Source organism: Paenibacillus xinjiangensis (assembly GCF_059686975.1).
This window is the reverse complement of sequence record NZ_JCAALS010000048.1, coordinates 1-19,308: the sequence shown is the minus strand read 5'-3', so window position 1 is coordinate 19,308 and position 19,308 is coordinate 1. Positions and strand designations below refer to the sequence as shown.

General features: G+C 46.8%; 22 protein-coding genes. 13 read left to right on the top strand and 9 right to left on the bottom strand.

Going from position 1 to position 19,308, the window contains the following annotated elements:
- Positions 1-581 precede the first annotated feature (581 nt).
- A complete protein-coding gene (locus AC6ESP_RS28920; protein ID WP_497100240.1) occupies positions 582-716 on the top strand; it encodes a hypothetical protein in 135 nt (44 codons plus the stop codon).
- Positions 717-749: 33 nt separating this feature from the next.
- Entirely contained in the window at positions 750-1,796 is a 1,047-nt protein-coding gene (locus tag AC6ESP_RS28915; RefSeq protein ID WP_497100239.1) for a bifunctional transcriptional activator/DNA repair enzyme AdaA, read from the top strand.
- A gap of 83 nt (positions 1,797-1,879) precedes the next feature.
- On the opposite strand, the gene AC6ESP_RS28910 is transcribed toward AC6ESP_RS28915, so the two are convergent.
- The 5 genes from AC6ESP_RS28910 to AC6ESP_RS28890 all read right to left on the bottom strand — a co-directional run bounded on the left by AC6ESP_RS28910 (position 1,880) and on the right by AC6ESP_RS28890 (position 5,907).
- On the bottom strand, positions 1,880-2,563 hold the full coding sequence (locus AC6ESP_RS28910; RefSeq protein ID WP_497100238.1) for a glycosyltransferase: 684 nt from the start codon (positions 2,561-2,563) through the stop codon (positions 1,880-1,882).
- Between the two features lie 133 nt (positions 2,564-2,696).
- Positions 2,697-3,227: a hypothetical protein gene (locus AC6ESP_RS28905; RefSeq protein ID WP_497100237.1), complete on the bottom strand. Its 531-nt coding sequence runs from the start codon at positions 3,225-3,227 to the stop codon at positions 2,697-2,699.
- A complete protein-coding gene (locus tag AC6ESP_RS28900; protein ID WP_497100236.1) occupies positions 3,187-4,470 on the bottom strand; it encodes a carbohydrate-binding domain-containing protein in 1,284 nt (427 codons plus the stop codon). Before AC6ESP_RS28900 ends, AC6ESP_RS28905 begins: the two co-directional genes overlap by 41 nt.
- Before the next feature lie 19 nt (positions 4,471-4,489).
- Positions 4,490-5,170: a DUF4956 domain-containing protein gene (locus AC6ESP_RS28895; protein ID WP_497100235.1), complete on the bottom strand. Its 681-nt coding sequence runs from the start codon at positions 5,168-5,170 to the stop codon at positions 4,490-4,492.
- Positions 5,167-5,907 (bottom strand): polyphosphate polymerase domain-containing protein, encoded by a 741-nt coding sequence (locus tag AC6ESP_RS28890; protein WP_497100234.1) that lies wholly within the window; start codon positions 5,905-5,907, stop codon positions 5,167-5,169. The genes AC6ESP_RS28895 and AC6ESP_RS28890 overlap by 4 nt, the downstream gene beginning before the upstream one ends.
- Positions 5,908-6,118: 211 nt before the next feature.
- Here AC6ESP_RS28890 and AC6ESP_RS28885 point away from each other — a divergent pair, with 211 nt between their 5' ends.
- Both AC6ESP_RS28885 and AC6ESP_RS28880 read left to right on the top strand, forming a co-directional pair.
- Positions 6,119-6,799: a response regulator transcription factor gene (locus tag AC6ESP_RS28885; protein ID WP_497100233.1), complete on the top strand. Its 681-nt coding sequence runs from the start codon at positions 6,119-6,121 to the stop codon at positions 6,797-6,799.
- Positions 6,799-8,088, top strand: a complete 1,290-nt coding sequence (locus AC6ESP_RS28880; RefSeq protein ID WP_497100232.1) for a sensor histidine kinase — start codon at positions 6,799-6,801, stop codon at positions 8,086-8,088. Before AC6ESP_RS28885 ends, AC6ESP_RS28880 begins: the two co-directional genes overlap by 1 nt.
- Before the next feature lie 91 nt (positions 8,089-8,179).
- Here AC6ESP_RS28880 and AC6ESP_RS28875 read toward each other — a convergent pair whose 3' ends face one another.
- Positions 8,180-8,713, bottom strand: coding sequence for a sugar phosphate isomerase/epimerase family protein (locus AC6ESP_RS28875; protein WP_497100231.1), 534 nt, complete (start codon positions 8,711-8,713; stop codon positions 8,180-8,182).
- 242 nt (positions 8,714-8,955) lie between these two features.
- On the opposite strand from AC6ESP_RS28875, the gene AC6ESP_RS28870 reads away from it, so the two are divergent.
- The 3 genes from AC6ESP_RS28870 to AC6ESP_RS28860 all read left to right on the top strand — a co-directional run bounded on the left by AC6ESP_RS28870 (position 8,956) and on the right by AC6ESP_RS28860 (position 11,635).
- Entirely contained in the window at positions 8,956-10,155 is a 1,200-nt protein-coding gene (locus tag AC6ESP_RS28870) for an acyltransferase family protein (protein WP_497100230.1), read from the top strand.
- A 175-nt stretch (positions 10,156-10,330) separates the two neighbouring features.
- Positions 10,331-10,795: a hypothetical protein gene (locus AC6ESP_RS28865; protein ID WP_497100229.1), complete on the top strand. Its 465-nt coding sequence runs from the start codon at positions 10,331-10,333 to the stop codon at positions 10,793-10,795.
- Positions 10,796-11,398: 603 nt separating this feature from the next.
- Positions 11,399-11,635 carry a hypothetical protein gene (locus AC6ESP_RS28860; RefSeq protein WP_497100228.1) on the top strand — a complete coding sequence of 79 codons (237 nt, stop codon included), beginning with the start codon at positions 11,399-11,401 and terminating at the stop codon, positions 11,633-11,635.
- Between the two features lie 140 nt (positions 11,636-11,775).
- Here AC6ESP_RS28860 and AC6ESP_RS28855 read toward each other — a convergent pair whose 3' ends face one another.
- Positions 11,776-12,171 (bottom strand): hypothetical protein, encoded by a 396-nt coding sequence (locus tag AC6ESP_RS28855; RefSeq protein ID WP_497100226.1) that lies wholly within the window; start codon positions 12,169-12,171, stop codon positions 11,776-11,778.
- A gap of 189 nt (positions 12,172-12,360) precedes the next feature.
- Here AC6ESP_RS28855 and AC6ESP_RS28850 point away from each other — a divergent pair, with 189 nt between their 5' ends.
- From AC6ESP_RS28850 to AC6ESP_RS28840, 3 genes are read left to right on the top strand one after another with little or no spacing between them, the layout of a single operon-like run.
- On the top strand, positions 12,361-12,858 hold the full coding sequence (locus AC6ESP_RS28850) for a DinB family protein (RefSeq protein ID WP_497100225.1): 498 nt from the start codon (positions 12,361-12,363) through the stop codon (positions 12,856-12,858).
- A 55-nt stretch (positions 12,859-12,913) separates the two neighbouring features.
- A complete protein-coding gene (locus AC6ESP_RS28845) occupies positions 12,914-13,915 on the top strand; it encodes a helix-turn-helix transcriptional regulator (protein ID WP_497100224.1) in 1,002 nt (333 codons plus the stop codon).
- Positions 13,908-14,216 carry a putative quinol monooxygenase gene (locus AC6ESP_RS28840; protein WP_497100223.1) on the top strand — a complete coding sequence of 103 codons (309 nt, stop codon included), beginning with the start codon at positions 13,908-13,910 and terminating at the stop codon, positions 14,214-14,216. Before AC6ESP_RS28845 ends, AC6ESP_RS28840 begins: the two co-directional genes overlap by 8 nt.
- 79 nt (positions 14,217-14,295) lie before the next feature.
- On the opposite strand, the gene AC6ESP_RS28835 is transcribed toward AC6ESP_RS28840, so the two are convergent.
- On the bottom strand, positions 14,296-14,934 hold the full coding sequence (locus AC6ESP_RS28835; protein WP_497100222.1) for a TetR/AcrR family transcriptional regulator: 639 nt from the start codon (positions 14,932-14,934) through the stop codon (positions 14,296-14,298).
- A 235-nt stretch (positions 14,935-15,169) separates the two neighbouring features.
- On the opposite strand from AC6ESP_RS28835, the gene AC6ESP_RS28830 reads away from it, so the two are divergent.
- Complete coding sequence (locus tag AC6ESP_RS28830; protein WP_497100241.1) at positions 15,170-16,612, top strand: DHA2 family efflux MFS transporter permease subunit; 1,443 nt, start codon at positions 15,170-15,172, stop codon at positions 16,610-16,612.
- 124 nt (positions 16,613-16,736) lie between these two features.
- Here the strand turns inward: AC6ESP_RS28830 and AC6ESP_RS28825 are convergent, their stop codons facing one another.
- The gene (locus AC6ESP_RS28825; RefSeq protein ID WP_497100220.1) at positions 16,737-17,687 is read right to left on the bottom strand and encodes a D-2-hydroxyacid dehydrogenase; all 951 of its coding nucleotides are present in this window, start codon (positions 17,685-17,687) and stop codon (positions 16,737-16,739) included.
- Between the two features lie 248 nt (positions 17,688-17,935).
- Here AC6ESP_RS28825 and AC6ESP_RS28820 point away from each other — a divergent pair, with 248 nt between their 5' ends.
- On the top strand, positions 17,936-18,736 hold the full coding sequence (locus tag AC6ESP_RS28820) for an AIM24 family protein (RefSeq protein ID WP_497100219.1): 801 nt from the start codon (positions 17,936-17,938) through the stop codon (positions 18,734-18,736).
- Between the two features lie 102 nt (positions 18,737-18,838).
- Positions 18,839-19,165 (top strand): catDE operon transcriptional regulator CatR, encoded by a 327-nt coding sequence (gene catR, locus AC6ESP_RS28815; RefSeq protein ID WP_497100217.1) that lies wholly within the window; start codon positions 18,839-18,841, stop codon positions 19,163-19,165.
- Positions 19,166-19,308 lie beyond the last annotated feature (143 nt).

The following is a 19,308-nucleotide window of genomic DNA, read 5'->3' as shown; positions in this document are numbered from 1 at the left end:
GCGAATTCACGGAACTTTAGGGTACGTATCGCCTGTTCAGTTTGAGTCCATGTATTACAAAAGGGGAAGCTAAATGATTGATGTTGTCCACTTTCTTGACAGAGGTCCATATTTACAACCAAATTCGTTGTTTTGGCGCATAAAAGTAAATTTCAGGAAACTGAATTGTAGTGAGTACAGTGTATAGCAAGCTATTGACGATATACCGCCTTGAGGTTGTATGAAATACAGTCTGCATCACGCGAGATAGACTAGTTTATTGTGTGCGCTGGAGCTACATTGTATTTCGTGCAATCAAATCAGTGGGACGGCGCTGAAATTCCGCTTAGGTTGTATCACATACAACCACAGACTTTAGAGAAACCTCCTGTTTTTTATGAGGACTTAAATCCCCCGAATTTTTTCGTTAAAATGTAGCTCTCAGATCGTTTTAGATCGATTTTCTTCGACGACAGGAGTCATGCTGGAGCTTATTCTCTCCAAGACAGAATTCATAGACTCAACCTATTCCCGGCTGTCCGCAGAGAAATTCGTCCGGCTGATTAGCCAGAAGGAATACCAGATGCTATGGTGTAATGGGAGTGAAGCAACCAAGACCATTCAAGGATGACCATGCCCTTGAATGGTCTTACTTCGTTCTAGAGGGTCTGCTTCCACGAAATCCACGGAATCAATGCCTGATTCTCGGCTACGTCCTCGTGCAGGAACGATTATAATAAGGGCAACATTCAAATATAGGAGATAGATCCATGATACCAGCCGAACGATACGAGCAATATTATCAAGCTTTACTGGAGAAAAACACGGAATATGAGGGGGTATTCTATGTTGGAGTGAAGACGACAGGGGTATTCTGTCGGCCGACTTGTCCAGCGCGCAAGCCTAAGTTCGAGAACTGCGAATTTTACGAGACTGCCCAGCAAGCTCTGCTCGCCTCTTATCGGCCATGCCAGCGCTGTCGTCCATTATCTCATCCGAATCAGGTCTCAGACATCGTTCGATTACTTGTTGAGGCTGTGGAGAGCAACCCGGAGAAGCGCTGGAAGGAACAGGATTTCAAGAATCTCTCGGTAGATGAATCCACCGCGCGTCGTCAATTCAAGAAGCGCTTCGGAATGACTTTTGTCGAATATGCACGCGCACGCCGTATGGGGCTGGCCTTGAAAAATATAAGATCAGGTCAATCCGTTCTAGACACTCAGCTGTCAGCCGGCTATGAATCCAGCAGCGGCTTCCGCGACGCCTTCTCCAGAATTATGGGAGCAGCCCCCACGCTGCTGGAGCACAGCAAGATTCTCAGAGCTTCTTGGCTCGATACCAGACTTGGCCCCATGATTGCTATTGGAGATGAGCATGCCCTTCATCTTCTGGAGTTCGTGGATAGGCGAGGCCTTGAGCGTGAAGTGGAGCGGCTTAGACAACGAACCAAATCCGCAATTATTCCCGGCATCACAGCCCCCATCGTATCCATCGAACGTGAGCTGAATGAATATTTTGACGGTCAACGAGCGGAATTCTCCACCCCTCTCTCCTTACTCGGATCCCCTTTTCAAAAGAGTGTGTGGGAGCAGCTAGTCGCTATACCGCCTGGGGAGACTCGTTCCTATGCCGACATCGCTAATGCGCTGGGCAAGCCAACCGCCTTCCGTGCTGTAGCAGGGGCCAATGGCGCCAATCAGCTCGCCATCGTAATCCCATGCCACCGTGTCATTAATTCCAATGGAGAACTGGGAGGCTACGGCGGAGGTATCACACGTAAAGCATGGCTATTAAACCATGAGAAAAAAGGATTGTAGCCGCAAAACAACAGCCTCATCGTCCGAGCAATCGGAGATGAGGCTGTTGCTGCTGCTGGTTCGCCAGCTATATTGAAAGGGGTCTATCGGAATGCATTCGGGAATTGCTTGATAATGCCATCTGCAAGGGTATCTGCTAACAGAATAATGTGGTCCTCCCCTTTGTCGAAGGACACGATATCCGCATTCCAATCCTTCTTGAGCCTCGCTGTTACCGTGTCTGTCACCAGCTGCAGGTGCATATAGAGCAAATCCTTCAGATCTTTATTGGACCAATTCGGATTAGCTGTGCTCAGGAACAAAGCGATATCATCCGCGTTGCGGAACCATTCTTTATTGTATTTGTCCACGTCAGACTGATTGCCTTTTTTCGCTGCATCGACGATTTGTCCAGCTATAAGAATGTGCTCCTTCAGCAGGGCTGCAAGCTTATTGCCTGCATCTTCTCCATAATAGGGCTTGATGGCATTACCGATGTCCTGCTGGTTTCTGAGCAGTCTGGCTAGCACCGCCTCTTGATCCTCCAATCCTGCAACTGCACTTACAATGTAGTTCTTCGTCCATATGACATGATCGGTCCATAGCTTTCTCAAATCAGATTTCAGCTTCACCTTAGAAGGACTAAGGCATGAGCTTTCCATACTGGCTTGGCCTGACTGTTCTTGATGGGCTGCGACCGCCTGCATCGGACCTACGCTTAGAGCAATAAACATAGACCACATCATCACTTTGTAAAGCTTGCTTCTCACGAATATCTTCTCCTTCATCAGTACAGATTCTACGTCTATAGTATTGTGGACTCTTTGCCTCTTTCTATTCATTGGAAGACAAACCAATCGATTTCATCCTAACGCACAAACAAGCTGGCGCTATGCGCCAGCTTGTTCCATTCTTACACTCCTATTGCTGTGGTGCTTCGCCGCCTTCAGGTCGTGTGCGCTCACCGCCGCCTCCTCCGAAGCCGCCACCACCACCGCCGCCGCGACCTCCCATCATACCGCTGCTTGCTTCGGTTACTCCGGACTCGTTCAACCAAGTGACAAGCGTGGCTGTCTCGAACTCGACTACCTTCGTCCCACCTGTATATTCGCCGTCCGTATACAGGCCGCTCACCTCAGCACCTGTCGACGTGCCACCCGAATAGAGGGTGTACGCAGTATTCTGTGCTAGGCTCGGTGAGCTGATGAATACGGATTGATACGTTTTGGAAGGGGCAAAGGTGAGGATCGCATTGCCTGCGCTGTCTTCCAGATGAACGATCGTGCCTGCTTGCTGTGAAGCTGTATACGTCATTAGAATACCAGCTTGCGTCGATTGATCAGATGTCGCTTGAACCATGCCAGAGCTTCCGGCCGCTACAAGAGTTCCGCCAGTCATATCGAAGCTTCCGTCATAATCCAAGGGCGCCATTGCCGCTGTTCGTAGGACCATTAACGATAACGGTACCTCCGCTCATCACAATCGAACCATTCGCATCGAGCCCGTCGCCTTGTGCATCAACGGTCAAGTATCCACCACTAATCGTGATCATGTTATTGGAGCTGCCTTCGCTCGGTCCTGCTTGCTGCTCCGTAGTTGTCGTCTCGTCACTGCTGGCTGCTGCTGCATTCACTCCATCGTCAGTAGCAACAACGTTAATTACGCCATCCGCAATGACAATGTTAGAAGCTTCCAGACCTTCATTACTGTTCGTAATATCGATTGTGCCGCCTGCGATCAAGAGTGAGATTTCTCCGTGAATCGCATCGTCGCCAGCATTAATCGTAATGTCTCCATCATTGATCTGAACGCCACCTGCGCTATTCAACCCATCTACTCCGGATTTCAGATTGAATGTACCGCCATCAATAGCTAGGAAGCCCTCCTCAGACACGGTATCATTCGTTGTTTTCATCGCATGGCCGCCTGCATTGATTGTGATATCACCATCTTGGACTGCAAGTATATCGCGACCCATCAATCCATCATCCACCGCCGTAATGTCGAGCGTTCCACCTGTTATTTTCAGCTTATCCTTGCTCGCAATCCCGTTGTTGTAGTTGGCTTCAACGACGAGCTTCCCTGTACCGTTGATCGTAAGATCATCTTTGCTGAAAATAGCTGCATTAGGCTCATCTGTAGTAGCATCCGGATATACGTACGTTTCTCCGTCTGACACTAGGTTCTCCGTTCCTTCCGCTAGAGAAATGATCGTCTTGCCCGCTTCCTCAACATAGATGGCTGAGGTCGTGCTGTTATAGATCTCTGCCCCATTCAATACCAAGCGTACAACTCCGTCGCCTGGTACATTCACCACGATCTGACCGTCAGCCAGCGTGCCCGTCACCGCGTACGTTCCAGCCTCTGTAATGGTAATAATACTGCCTTCTACTTCTGCTCCTGAGCCCTCAATAGCTGCTCCAGTTCCACTGAGCGTAATAGAGGTTGGATTCGAAGAAGCCCAATCCGTGTACAGGTCATCCGCTTCATATTCGATCTCCTGTGCAAGATCAATGCTGGTCAACTGCTCACCTGATGTCGCTTCACCCGACTGAACAGCGGTGGTTGCTGTTGCTTCGGTACCCGAAGTCGTCGTTGTCGTTGTCGTCGTCGTCGTATTGCTGCATGCTGCCATGAAGGCTGCGCATAATAGAATGATTCCTATTTTTTTGGCTATCCATTGGTTTTTCATCATTTATCGTTCCTCTCTTATTTTAAAATTCTGATGCTGTTGGTCCCATCGTTAACGTAATATCTAGATTGCCGTTCCTTGTCCTCACGGCGTCGAGGAATTCCTTTTGATTCGTGCGATGATCTAGCGTCACCATATATACTAGCTCGTACAGACTTCCGAGCTCGGTCGTTCTAACCTTTTTCAGCTCATACTTGATATTGAATTTCTTGAATACCTCATCGAACGCTTCCTCATACCCTAGATTCTCTGGGATCGTGACTTTAAGCAATTTTTGAGCTGCCTTGCTGGCACCGAAGTTAATAGCCTTCAAGAAGAACATCAGTAAGCAGAGACAGATTGTGAACAGTACAGCGTAACCGAATGCCCCGACACCGCAGGCCAGACCAGCTGCCATCGTGAATAAGACGAATGCTATATCCTTCGGATCACCAGGCGCGCTTCTGAACCGAATAATTGAGAAGGCTCCTGCAAGACTGAAGGCTCTTGCGATGTTGCTGCCGATTAGCAGAATAATGATGGCTACAATGACTGGCAAGACGATCATCGTCAGCGTGAAGCTCTGGGAGTAGCCCGGCTGCGTCTTCATATAGGTCAAGCTGATGACGGCGCCTAATACAATGGCAACTACGATTGTAAGGATGGCATTCATTAATGTAAATTCAGAGCTTGTCGTCGTCGAAGTCAATAGTGAATCAATCATATCGAAATTCTCTCCCTTATTTGGTTTTCGTTTGCGATCATTTTTTTGTACTCATTGCCGTATTTGGAGAAGCTCGTCCGGTACAGCTCTAGATCCGACAGCATTCTGGACAGCCACATCGGGATCGTCTTCTCTGCTTTCACTTCCATCAGCCATTGCCCGGGGCAGAGCAGCTTCTCTCCATTGTCGCCAGCTTCCAGCAGCACATCATGGCGTCTTGATCGAATGTTCGTATCGAACGTAATGCGCAGGTCTCGATTGTTGATGCAGAACATCGCAATTCGCTCATAAGCCAGATATACCTTGGGCTCTAGATGATAACGCTGCAGGAAGTATTTGATCTCCTCGATCACCTGTTTGTTCATGCCCTCTCTGAACACTGGCTCCACGCCTGTTCGAACGAATTCATAAGCCTCGCTCAGCTTCAGCGCCGTTCTTCTCTTGTTCACCAGACCGAACACCTTCTTCTTAAGCTCCAAGTAAACCTTATCTTCTCTCTCCGGAATACCGTAAGCTCTTATGCGGAGCTTCTCTCTATACTTGGGCTTCGCCAGACTATTGCGTATTAATGAATCATGCTCGGTATCATAGTAGATGTTGCTAATGGAATAAAACTGATCGTTCTTGTTGTATTCATCCAGCTCCATGTATTCGAGCAGTCGATTATAAATGATGTTGAACATGTTATCATCCATCAGGTACTTGCTCTCATATCGATTGAACACCTCGATTGCCATCGGCTATCGCTCCTTCCTTGTGGGTGAATGCCTCACCGCTTCCATACCTGTATCTTAGAGCCGCAACCTTTAATGAATCTTAAATGATTAATCTTTTGTAAACTTTTTACTCGGCAGGCGTCCAAGTGCTACTATTAAGGTTGATTAAAGGTTTATTTCATATAATGGCCATACCAAATAGAGGTATATAATGAAGCAGAGGGGAAACGCCATGAGAATATTAATAGTAGAAGACGAGGTTCACTTAGCAGAGGCATTAACCCAGATTTTGAAAAAAAACCACTACTCCGTTGATGCCGTACACGATGGCTTATCGGGGCTCGATAACGCGCTAAGCGGCATATATGATCTCCTATTGCTCGACATTATGCTCCCTGAGATGGACGGTATCACTTTATTGAAGACACTGCGCGGCAAAGGAATATCGACACCCGTTATTCTGCTGACCGCCAAAGGTGAGGTGTCCGACAAAATCTCAGGGCTGGATTACGGAGCCGACGATTATATCGCCAAGCCATTCTCAACCGGAGAGCTGCTGGCACGAATAAGAGCTGCCCTAAGACGCAAGGGTGAGGCCGTTATAGCAGAGGATGCATTGAAGTTCGAGGATATCGAATTGAATACGCGGAATCTCAAGCTTACCTGCCAAGGGAAGGAGCTTAAGCTGATCTTGAAAGAAAGTGAGCTGCTGGAGCTGCTTATCTCCAGGAAATCAGCAGTAACCTCGAAGGAACAGATTATTGAGAAGCTATGGGGCTTTGATTCAGAGGTCGAGCATAACAACGTGGAGGTCTATATTTCTTTTTTACGCAAAAAAATCGCATTCCTGCATTCTTCCGTGCGAATTAATACCATTAGAGGTGTAGGCTATGTATTGGAGGCCAGCTCCTAATGTTCAATAAGCTTCGCAATCGGTTTCTAATCGTTAACCTAGTCATTATCTCCTGCATGATGCTGATGGCCTTTGCCACGATCTACACGATTACCTATCAGAATGTGCGCAGCGATATTAAGATGGACTTGCAGCGAGTATCTGAATTTTATCACAAGCCTGATGACAGCATGGGGGAGCATAGACCTGATGGAGAGGGACAGGGAGAGGGAGAGGGAGAGGGATTCCCGCAGAAATCCAAGGATAGCTCAAGTACGCCGCCAGAACGCTCCGTGTCCTTCAGCCTGCAGACGGACTCAGCGTGGGCAATTACAGCTGTCGACTCCCGATTCGATATGGACGATGATTTCTACGCCGCAGCGATCAAGACAACAGAGTCCGAACATGCTGATGAAGGGAAATTCAATCTGGACGGCAACACTTGGGCATATAACATTCAAGAGATGGCAGCTGGATATAATGTTGTCTTCCTAGATGTCACCGCTCAACAGAAGATCCTTACGAATCTCGTCTATACCTTCACCCTCGTCGGCTTCGTTATGCTGATCGTGATCTATTTGACGAGCCGTTACTTCGCTAATCGCTCTATCGCTCCGGTTCAGGAAGCGTTCAATAGGCAGAAGCAGTTCATCGCTGATGCCTCCCATGAATTGAAGACGCCATTAACGGTCATTAACACGAATGCAGATGTTCTGTTATCTAATAGTGAGGACACCATTCAGAATCAGTCGAAGTGGCTGTACCGCATCCAATCGGAAACGGAGAGAATGAAGACACTGACCAACGATCTCCTGTACCTTACCGAGATGGATGACTCCCGGGCAAGCATGCTCTATGCAAGCTTCAACGTAAGCGAGGCTGTGGAGAGCGTCATTCTAACGATGGAGGCCGTTATGTTCGAGAAGGATATTGCGCTGAGCTATGAGATTGAGCCTGCATTGCTGGCACGCGGCAGCAGTGAGCAGATTAAGCAGGTCGTCATGATTCTGCTCGATAATGGCATCAAATACACCAGCGCTAAGGGAGCTATAACCGTCACTCTCAAAAAACAGCATAATGATCTCCTTCTGAAGGTGACCAATACAGGAGAAGGCATCGAACCCGAGCATCTGGACAGAATCTTCGACCGCTTCTACCGTGTCGATCCATCCAGGGCCCGCAAGCAAGGTGGTTACGGACTCGGACTTGCCATAGCCAAGTCGATTGTGGAGCAGCATAAGGGGAAGATATATGCAAAAAGCAAACGAATGGAAGCTACCTCCTTCTATGTTCAGCTCCCGTTGGGATAAAACGCATAAAGAGACCCAGAAGGTTATATGACCATCTGGATCTCTTTGCGTTCGGACTGGCGACTGCCTCATTGAACCAGGAAGCATGCACTTATAGTCTTATGACCTTCTGAAGCCACGCTGCCGACTTCTCCATATAACCCAGCTCATCTACGGCGTCAAAATGCTCAATCGCTAGTGTAGAGCTGTAGCCGTCAGCCTTCAGTCTCGTTACAATCTCCTCTATGGCAAGACAGCCATGCCCGACAGGAGAAGGGTACAGCCTCGTTCCGTTAGTCGTGATTTTGGGTGTACCGCCACTACGCGCATCCAATGAGCGGTCCTTGCAGTGGACATGAACAATTCTAGACCGGAGCTTCTCGAATGCCTCTAGCTCATCCTCACCACGGTAGATGAAATTCCCCGTATCGAATGTACAGCCTAGCTTCGGAACCTGCTCTAGAAACCATAGTAATTCCTCTGAGGAAGAGAAGGGCGCACGACGATCATCGAAATCCTCCATCGTCACAACAATGTGGTTATTCTCGGCATAATCACACATTCTATTCAACGCTTCAACCATGCTCTGGAGTGCTGCGGAGCGCTCCTCCCTGCTAGCCGACTCTTCAACCGGATGAGATAGCAAGGGCTAGATTTCAGAAGAATTTAAAGTTCTAGACTGAAAAATAAAGTGTTAGACTGTCAATGTTTAGTGAAGCTTTGCTTCAATATTTGAGCTGAAATAGCCATGTAAAGGATTATCAAACACTTAGTGGTGCACTTCCTAAAGCTGGATATCAAGAACTCGACAATGAGGTACTTAGACGCATTATTCGCGCAGCATCGCATGTTATAATTAACATCATTAATGGAAGATGAGGTATAAAAATGACTAATGGGACATTTGAAAAGAAGCTATTCTATTTGGATGGCATTAGGGGCCTCGCGGCATTTGCCGTGGTTATTTCGCACTACATACAAGTATTTTATCCAGCTGCGTTAACTGGAAGTCAGCAACAAGCTCATTTTAAATGGGATATCTGGTACGGACATTCTCCGATTAATTTATTTTATAATGGACAATTTGCCGTTTGTTTGTTTTTTGTGCTAAGTGGTTATGTGCTCAGTGTCAAAATGTTTGAAAAAGAGCTCGATAATGAGACCTTTCTAAAATTGTTGCATTCCAGCGCCCTGAGGAGGTACATTCGGCTTGCCGTGCCGGCAGCGGTATCCGTATTGCTTGTGTACCTAGCGATTAATACGAATGCCTTTTATCTCCAAGATATATGGGCAACAACATGGACGGATATGAAAAAGAACTATTACGTTCTAGATACAAATATATATACCATTATTAAGGCTGCTATTTTTGATCCGTTTTTCCTTTTTGAAGCACACCCTTATAATCCAGTCCTTTGGACAATGAGCTATGAGCTAGTAGGTTCTTTTTTGATATTCGGTTTTATTGCTTTATTTGGACGAGTAAAAAAAAGATGGATTGTGTATGTGGTTTTATCCATTGTTTTTATTCAAACCTATTTTGTCGCTTTTTTGTGGGGAATGCTGCTTGCCGATTTGCTCAAGCACAAATGGATACAAAGCAAAATAACGGCAGTACTTGTGCTTTTAATGGGGATTTACTTAGGTTCGGCGCCTTATACTTCATTAATGGGGACTATGTACGAACCTATAGAAGTCTGGACAAAAATTATCAATCAATGGATTCAATTTAACATCGATCCACGACTTCTTGCACGAACCCTAGGTTCTGCTATGATTTTGTTTGCTCTGCTTCGTTTAAAAGTGTTGCAGCAGGTGTTTGGATGGAAACCGTTTGCTTATTTGGGACAGATTTCATTTTCTCTTTACCTCATTCATTTTACTTTCCTAAATACGTTCTCCGCATTCCTGTTTAGTAAAGTGATTCATCACTTTAGTTATAATCTTGCCTATGCAATTACGTTTATGGTTTCCATGGTGCCCTTATTTATTTTGTCGCATTATTATATGAAATATATCGATCAAGGGGCATTAAAACTTGCTCGAAAAGTTGAGAAAAATATGAATGCATCAAAAATGCGGCGTTGAAACCAACAACCCTGCGTTTTTCGTTGGCAATATACCTATTTTTGTATTAAAAATATAGGTATATTGTTCTATAAAAGTGTCGTAATATGGGTTATTTGGTAGAATTAACCTTATTGTGTTATGATACCTTTCGTGTTAGAAAAATATAAAATTATATTGAGAGGAAGTTATGAAAATGACAAGCAAATTTATGAAGATTATTGGTACTAGTGTATTATCTATTTCTCTTATTACTGGAGTTGCTAGTGCTGTTTCGGCAAATGGCTCTACGGCATCCACAAAAGGAACTGAGACAGTCATTGTTCCTCTGGCACTCCAACCCAGTACACTAAACTGGGATTTATTAAATAATACTAAAGCAGACCCAAGTACTACATGGACAGTAGAGATTGGATATCCACATATTAATATGTATGTAAAAAATACAGGGTCAAAAGCTTTTAGAGTTGAAGTAAAGCATAATACTAAGGGTACAATTATCTTTAATAAAACCGTTGCAGCAGATGGAGTAGGAGTAAATTTTATAAATAATGATTACAATCCCCTTGTTCCTTCAGGCACTTACACAGTGACTGTTTACGGTGGAACAGGTGTGCCAAAAGGACAAGTTATAATGAAAGCTAATGACACTCCTTGGTAAGCACTAAACGGGAGACGTAGCTCAATGAAATAGCGACAGTCTAGGACTTTATTAACTCGTCCTTGGCTGTCGCTGTTTTATTTCTACGATCATTCTAAAACTTAATGGAATCTGACGATAAATCTATTCAAAGAGAAGCATGGAATAAAGACATCCGGTCTAATACCTTATTTTCTCATGACACTAGAATCAAAAATAAGCTGTTTAACGGTTTCTCTTTCTGTCTGCGTTTGCGCTTGGCCAAAAGAATAATCCTCCTACATACAGTCGTCCTTACTTTGTTCGCGGAAATTGAATCAACATCTCATAAGAATCATCCATAGATGATATGACCAGTTGATTAGCCCCTTCATTATAAGAAGAGACAAAATAGACTCCCTCATGAATGGCTTTAAAATTAGAGCTGCGATAAATCTGATTAACAGGGATGACATCAATAGACGTGTAACCCGTATCACGGTGCCCTTGGTACTTGGATATCCATTGAATGCATTTATGGAAATATGAATAAGTATATGCAAATCATCGGGTTCTTCTGTGCAATTTTAATCATTGTAGGGGGAATGTTGCAGCTAAAGCTGCAAAAATAGGGGGTATCTCATCATGAACTGTCCACAATGTAGGAATGGTATAATAGAACCAATTGGATATGTGGAAATTAAATCGGGACCTTTTGAATTCAAATTTTCTGATTTTATTCCGGATAATATACCTGCCGTAAAGATTATGATATGTAGTAAAAATCATTGCGGATTTATAAAATTTGAAGCAGCCCCGGAATCCCTCGCTCTGGCCAAGAGATCTATGAGGGGAGAAATATTTGCCCGGAAACTGCCCTAGAAAAGCTTAACACAGAAAGGGCGTTTTGAGTATGGGAGCCCAGATGGAATCCTATATTAAGGGCATGGAAAAAGATGGTCTACAACAAAAGACGATTATCAATTATGTGCATATAGCTGAGACCTTTATAGATTGGTATCTCAGCCATATGCACAGCCATTCGTACGATCCGCAGCAAGTGAAATTTGAGGACCTGCAGCTATGGAAGCAATTCTTAATCGACGAAGCAACGTGATAAAGCCAGGAATGACCAGCACTTTCCTCGCTCCTAGAGCAGCTGCCTTATCAAGGAATCGATACCCGGGCTCGACACTCGAATCGTTACCGAAGTCGAAGAAGGCGTACATCGACGCGACGGACATACCCGCCCCCTCCAGCCGCTCCTTCATTGTCTCTACACCAGATGAGACATGCTCCAGATCAAGCTCGACTGCATCAATGCCATACTCATGTACTCTGCGCAGCACTTCCTCCACTTCCAGCCCTGTTTGCTCACTCGCCATTTCAATATGACTGTAGAAAACCGAAAGTTGCATCGTTGGAACCCCTCTCATCTATTCTTATAGTCATTCGTCTTCTTAGTTCATGTATCTAATAGTACTTAAGCTCATCATATCATACCTGCTTACCGCCATTACAATCTCGACTCACTGACCGTATCTGTCAGTAATGCTCCTATATACTTAATCTTAGTACGATACAAATTAGCCAATGGAGGAATAGATATGCTCGTAACTATTGAAGACTTTATTACCGATTGGGCACAGGAAATGCGGTTAACCGAAAAGGTGATGGATGCGCTGACAGATGAGTCCTTATCCCAGAGAATGATAGAGGAGCGACGGACGCTTGGACAAATCGCCTGGCATCTTGTCCTGTCTATCCATTATATGACCCATTGCGGCCTGACCTTCGAAGGCCCCCAGGGAGGGGAGAATATCCCTCAATCCGCTGCTGTCATTGCGGAGGAATACCGCCGTTTAGGCCAAGCGCTTCAGCATGCCTTGAAGACACAGTGGACGGATGAGAGACTTCAAGAAACTCAGCTCATCATGGGAGAAGAGTATACCTATGGCGCTTCCCTGCGATTCACTCTTATGCATCAAGCACATCATCGCGGCCAAATGACCGTCCTCATGAGACAAGCTGGAATACAAATCCCAGAGGTCTATGGGCCAACCTACGAATCTTGGATCGAGAAGGGACTTGCACCACTCGCCTAAAAGGGATATGTTGGGACTACTATGAACGACCTTGTAGATGGAAGGTAAGGGTGACATGTCTAAAGCCGATAATATGCTATCTATCCTATGGATATTGCGTTCCGGACAACGGGTAACTGCCCAGCAGCTAGCTGACAAGCTAGAGATTCATGTCCGTACCGTATACCGATGCATCGACGCGTTATGTATAAGCGGAGTACCTATTATTGCTGACTCAGGAACGAACGGCGGCTATCAAATCCTTGGGCCATTCACGGAGTCGCCGCTTCTGTTCGATGCAGAAGAGCAGAAAGCGCTCGTCCATGCTTCCGTATTCGCTAGAGAAGCTGGCTACCCCTTCACCGATGCTCTAGAGCGTGCAATCGATAAGCTGAAGCGATATACCAACGAGAAACAGCTGGATCAGATTGAGCGTCATAGTCAGGGGATAGCCGTTATCCATCCACCGGTCGATCCTAAGCTGGAGCCCCTTCTTCAGGCTCTGGAGGAAGCGGCCGCTAATTGTTATTCATTGCTTATGGACTATGTGAAGGGGAGGGAAGGCCTCACCCGAGCACGCAAGTATGACCCGTATGGTATTGTCCATTGGAAAGGAATCTGGTATACCGTTGGCTATTGTCAATTACGCCAAGAAGTACGCTGCTTCCGTGTAGATCGCATCGCCCGCTTGCTGCCGAGTGAACAGCGCTTCGAACGGCCTGCTGGGTTCTCCCCCAAATCCTATTTGCTCAGTCAGTTGCTCCCTAACTTAATCAATGACGAGACACTGGTGACTGTTAGAATTGCAGGACATGAGCATGCACTCAATGAGCTATGCCAGCATTGGTTGTTCGGACATGCTCTCATTGAACGATCAGGCAGCGAGGCACTGTTCAGGCTAGGATCCGACTCCTTATTGTCCTATGTGCCGTACTACCTCCTCCCCTATGGCAGAGCTCTGACCATTCAGGAACCGGATATACTGATCCGTAAGATGGTCGAAGTAAGTACAGGAATGGCAGAGTATTATACAAATATGCTTGCTGCACCAATTGGAAAGGGTGACTATCTTGAATAAATTCGCTATGTACGGCAAGTTAATCGCCCATCCCGGCAAACGAGATGAGCTTGTGAGTATTCTTCTGGAAGCCGCTGAGCAGCTGCAGGCTAACGACCGCTGTGAGCTGTATATCGTGAATAGTTCCAAAGATGATCCGGATACCGTATGGGTGACGGAGCTATGGATAGATGCTGCAGCACACGCTGCTTCTCTGCAGGATGAGAGTGTTGCTCTGCTGCTGCAGCGAGGGAGACCCCTTCTTGCAGGAGCAGAGCCCGTTCGCTTGCTTCCCCTAGGCGGCAAAGGTATTCACCTATAGGATCTTTCATGGCTATACAACCAGACAGGCGAGCAACTCCCCTACTCCTTCCTGGGAATTGCTCGCCTGCTTGTCTATTCTATTCTATCAATAATAGAGGAAGCATGACTTCATCCACAATTCTTTCTATATAAGCCATGTTGATTGGCTCTCTAATCGTCATCATCTGATAGAACAGCAGGGCTGGCCCCGTATCTGCCGCCATGTCAAGACTCTTCGTGCTTATACCATTCGTGCTGAGCACCGCCTGCTTGATGGCTGCGTGCATCGCAGTCCGCTGCTTCGCCACATACTCGAATTGAAAAAAGTTGGACAGCTCTTTATCCATACACATAGCCGCCGCGACTGACAATAATACTTTATGACGGATCTCATCGTTCAAACCGATATAATCAGCCAACAATTTACAGAGAAACTGCCTTAGACTTCCTGTGCAATCCTCCAGCGTCGTTGTCCACTCGAATGGTGTAATCTCCACCAGCGCGGATGCAATAAGATCTAGCTTCGAATGCCATCTACGATAGATCGTCGCTTTACCTACCCTAGCTTGATGCGCAATGGCATCCATCGTTACAGGCTCATAGCCTTTCTCAGCGACAAGCTGTAGAGCGGCCTCAAGAATGATAGCATCACGACTTTTATCTAGAGGCCTTCCTCGTTTGCAAGCCAGATCCTCTGAGTCCACTGAACTTTCATTGGACGTCATTTGTTCATTCATTTGCTTGCGCCCCCTACTTATTATCCTAACACTATAGCACGCACCCTCTAGAAACTCAAAGATGAAGCGCCGCCTCATGCTACGGATCAGCTCGAACATTTTATAACGAAACTATTGCATCTCGTAATTCATTTGAGTATACTCAATTACGGAACTAGTGGTTTCGTATATATGCAATCATGGAATCATAAAGTTAGGATATAGAATATAGGAGTGGATCAGCTTGCAAGCAGCAATGGAAGGAACACCAGCCAATACCGTACCCGCACAGAAATACAGGGTACTCCCGATCATGATCGCCCTCATCTTGAGCGGTGGGATCGGAATGTTCAGTGAAACCGCACTGAACGTCGCTTTGAGTGATTTAATTGCAGATTTCAACATAACCGCTGCAATCGTACAATGGTTAACTACTGGATACTTATTAACGATGGGGATATTAGTACCTATTTCCAGCATACTGCTGCAAAGATTCACAACAAGGCAGCTGTTCATTGCCTCACTAAGCTTGTCTGTTATCGGTACGTTGATCGCCGCGATGGCGGGAAGCTTCGAGATTCTGCTCACAGCTCGTATCTTCCAAGCTGCCGGCACAGCACTGCTGCTGCCATTGATGTTCAACACGATTCTCATTATTTTCCCAGCTGACAAACGCGGCTCCGCCATGGGTCTGCTCGGCTTGGTCATGATGGTAGCACCAGCAGTTGGCCCAACCGTTGCAGGCCTCCTGCTGGATAAGCTAAGCTGGCATTGGATATTCTGGCTATCGCTGCCGGTTCTAATACTAGCCTTAGTGTTCGGAATGGTGTACATGCAGAATGTCACCACCACTTCCAAGCCCAGAATCGACATTCCCTCGATCGTATTATCAACAATCGGCTTCGGCGGGATCGTCTATGGCTTCAGCAGCGCAGGTGAATCAGAGGCCGGCTGGAGCAGCCCTGAGGTACTGCTCTGGATGATCATTGGTGTTGTAGCCCTGTTCTTCTTCACCATTCGTCAGCTGCGCATGAAGCAGCCTATGATGAATCTTAGAGTGTTCAAGCACCCGATGTTCACATTCGGAACACTGATGGTATTCATCTGCATGATGCTGATGATGTCCTCCATGCTCGTATTGCCAATGTTTCTAATCAAGGGGCTCGGACTGCCAGCTATGACAGCAGGTCTTGTTATGCTGCCCGGTGGTCTTCTGAACGGTGTCATGTCACCTATTATGGGTAAATTATTCGATAAGTTCGGTCCCAAGTGGCTCGTCATTCCAGGGCTTGCCATCGTAGCTGCCGTGTTATTCTTCTTATCTAATACGACGACGACCTCTACAATCGCTCTTATGATCGTCCTCCATTCCTGTCTGATGATTGGAATCTCGATGGTATGGATGCCAGCGCAGACTAATGGTCTGAACCAGCTGCCGCAAGCGTTGTATCCGGACGGTACGGCGATCATGAACACGCTGCAGCAGGTATCCGGCGCGATCGGAACGGCTGTTGCTGTCAGCGTGATGACATCAGGCATTAACAAATATATGGCAGGTGTCACTGATCCAGCAGATCCTGCGAACGCTGCAGCAGCACTCACTTCCGGCGTGCAGAACGCGTTCATCTTCGCAATGATCGCTGCAATTGTAGGCTTCATAATGGCCTTCTTCATCAAGCGTGTTACATTGAAGAAATAACAGCAAACAGGGGTGTCCTAGAGCGGTCAAACGACTCTAGGGCACCCCTTTTTTTCACTAACGATTAGCAATTAAGCTCTACCAACATTGTGCTCCAATTGAACACGGATACCCTTACATGCAATCAATATCCCCGCTCCCGGCTCACTTCTCCCATAAGCGGAGCGCCTTGCTGTAGTCTTCGCATATTATCGACGAAGAATCTTCCTACATCCTCTGCTCTGCTAGGTCCTGATATGTGCGGGGTGATCCTGACATTCGGCAGGGACCACAGCGGACTCTCTTGGTGCAGCGGCTCATGCTCGAACACATCGAGCACGGCTGTTAATTGCTCTCTTTCCTGCAGAACCTCCACAAGCTCCCGCTCCACAAGCAATTGCCCTCTGCCTACATTCACCAGACAAGCGCTTGGTTTCATCGCTAGCAGAACATCCCGATTGACCACCTGTCTTGTCTCGGGCGTTAGAGGCAAGGTCAGAACCAAATAATCCAGCTCACGGACAAAACCCTGCCAATCCTCAGGTGCATAGTGACGATCTACGAGATCGGCCTGCTTGCCACTGCGGCTTAGTCCGTACACCTTCATATCAAAGGCACGGGCTTTTCTAACCATCTCAGCACCTATAGATCCAAGCCCTGCAACTCCGATAACTTGGTCCTCGAGTGTGCCCGGGCTGAATGTATCCCATTCCCGATTAGCCTGCGCGTTCAGCAACCTCGGAATGTCCTTGCAATGCACCAATAGATACGCGAAAACGTACTCCGATATCATCACACCGAACTGATCCACGATGCGCGTAAGCCGAATTGTCTCCGTAATATTCCGATCCGAGGCAAGGCTGTCAACACCTGCTCCCGTAGACTGCACCCATTGTACGGAAGCCGCCTCTGGCAGTACTAACAGGTGGGAGGGGAAATTCCACCCTAATATGAACGCTGTTCCCGGGAGATGCAGCAATGCCTCTTCAGGGGTTCTGGCTGTGTTCACGGAGGTGCAGCCATGCGCCCTAAGAATGGTTGCATAGCGGTCAGCCTCATTGTGATAGACCAGTATGCTCGGTGTTCCTTGGCTCAAGATGCTTCCTCCTTCATACTTGTCTATTTTTTTACATATGATTGCTATAAAGGCAGGCCCGCTGATTATAGCTTCATTTACTATACCCTATTTATTACTTACCCCCATCCATGGATATCGTCCAGGTCCTGATTCGGTATGAGACACCCTCCTGACCATACAAGCAAGGATACCGATTCTTTTTGTCGAATACCTTAACTTGAAGGAATGTTTGATATTATTCTACCTACTTGAAGGAGTGTATCATTATGGCTTTCACTATCAATAATTTAAAAGATAACGACAATGTGGTCATTAAAGAGCAGCTTGGCGGATTCACGATCATTGAATACAAAGAAGACCTGAGCAGCACAAGCTATGCAGAGGCCCAGTCCAACTTCTTCATGAGCAAGAGCAATATGCGTAACAAGCAGCTTATGATTGAGTTGAAGAACAGTGAGGTTATGCTTAGCGCGGGAGCTATGCAATATATGGTTGGCAATATCGAGATGACCTCGGGGGTCAAAGGCGTTGGCGGCTTGATGCGGAACTTGGTGACCAGCGCGGTAACCGGGACCAGTGCCGTTAAACCGCTGTATAAAGGTACAGGTACCCTTATGCTGGAGACGACCTATAAGTATCTATGGCTAATCGATGTGGACAACGACCACATCGTCATTGACGATGGGATGTTCCTAGCCTGTGAGTCATCCCTGCAAGTTGCAGTTGCCGCACGCAAGAACCTCTCCTCAGCCGCACTCGGTGGTGAAGGCCTATTCAATCTAAGCGCCAAGGGGAAAGGCATTCTGGCGTTGGAAGCACCTATTCCCTCTGAAGAGGCTGTCGTCGTTGAGCTCCAGAATGATGTGCTGAAGGTAGATGGCAACTTCGCATTGATGTGGTCGAATTCGCTAGAGTTCACGGTTGAGAAATCGGGTAAAACGCGAATGGGATCGGCCGTATCCGGTGAGGGTCTGGTTAACGTGTATCGGGGAACTGGCATGGTATGGCTCGCCCCGCTCATGTCGAACAACAGCGGCCCTCTCCCCGCGAATTCTCCAGCTAGATAAGCAGATGAAGGGCATCCCCGCGGGATGCCCTTCGCTCAATCCATATTGGAATATTGTATGTAGGTTACAGCAGGCGTATACTTTGGTGATGAGGTGATGAGAATGGACCAAACACAATTATGCCCTCGGTTCGAAAAAGCCATCGACCTATTAAGCAAACGTTGGACTGCTTTAATCGTGTTTCAATTGCTAGCAGGTCCACAACGTTTCTCCGAGATTGGTGTACTCCTTCCGAACCTTAGCGGGAAGGTTCTTACCGAGCGGCTTAGAGAGCTGGAAGGCGAAGGCCTTGTCAGACGAGATGTGTTCCCGGATATACCCGTAAGAATAGAATATTCGTTAACTGATAAAGGGCACGCTCTTGCTCCGCTCTTCGAGGATATCGGCCAATGGGCCACGGAGTGGATTGAGCTTCCAACTGAATCGTAATTTTAGGACAACTACCACAAAGGCCACCCGTCAGGGCAATGTCATTAAGTTAAACTCAGAGACAAGATCGTGAATAGAAAATGAATCCGAAACGGCATAGGAAATAGTCCTATGCCGTTTCGAATTTTATACAAGCAAGAAAA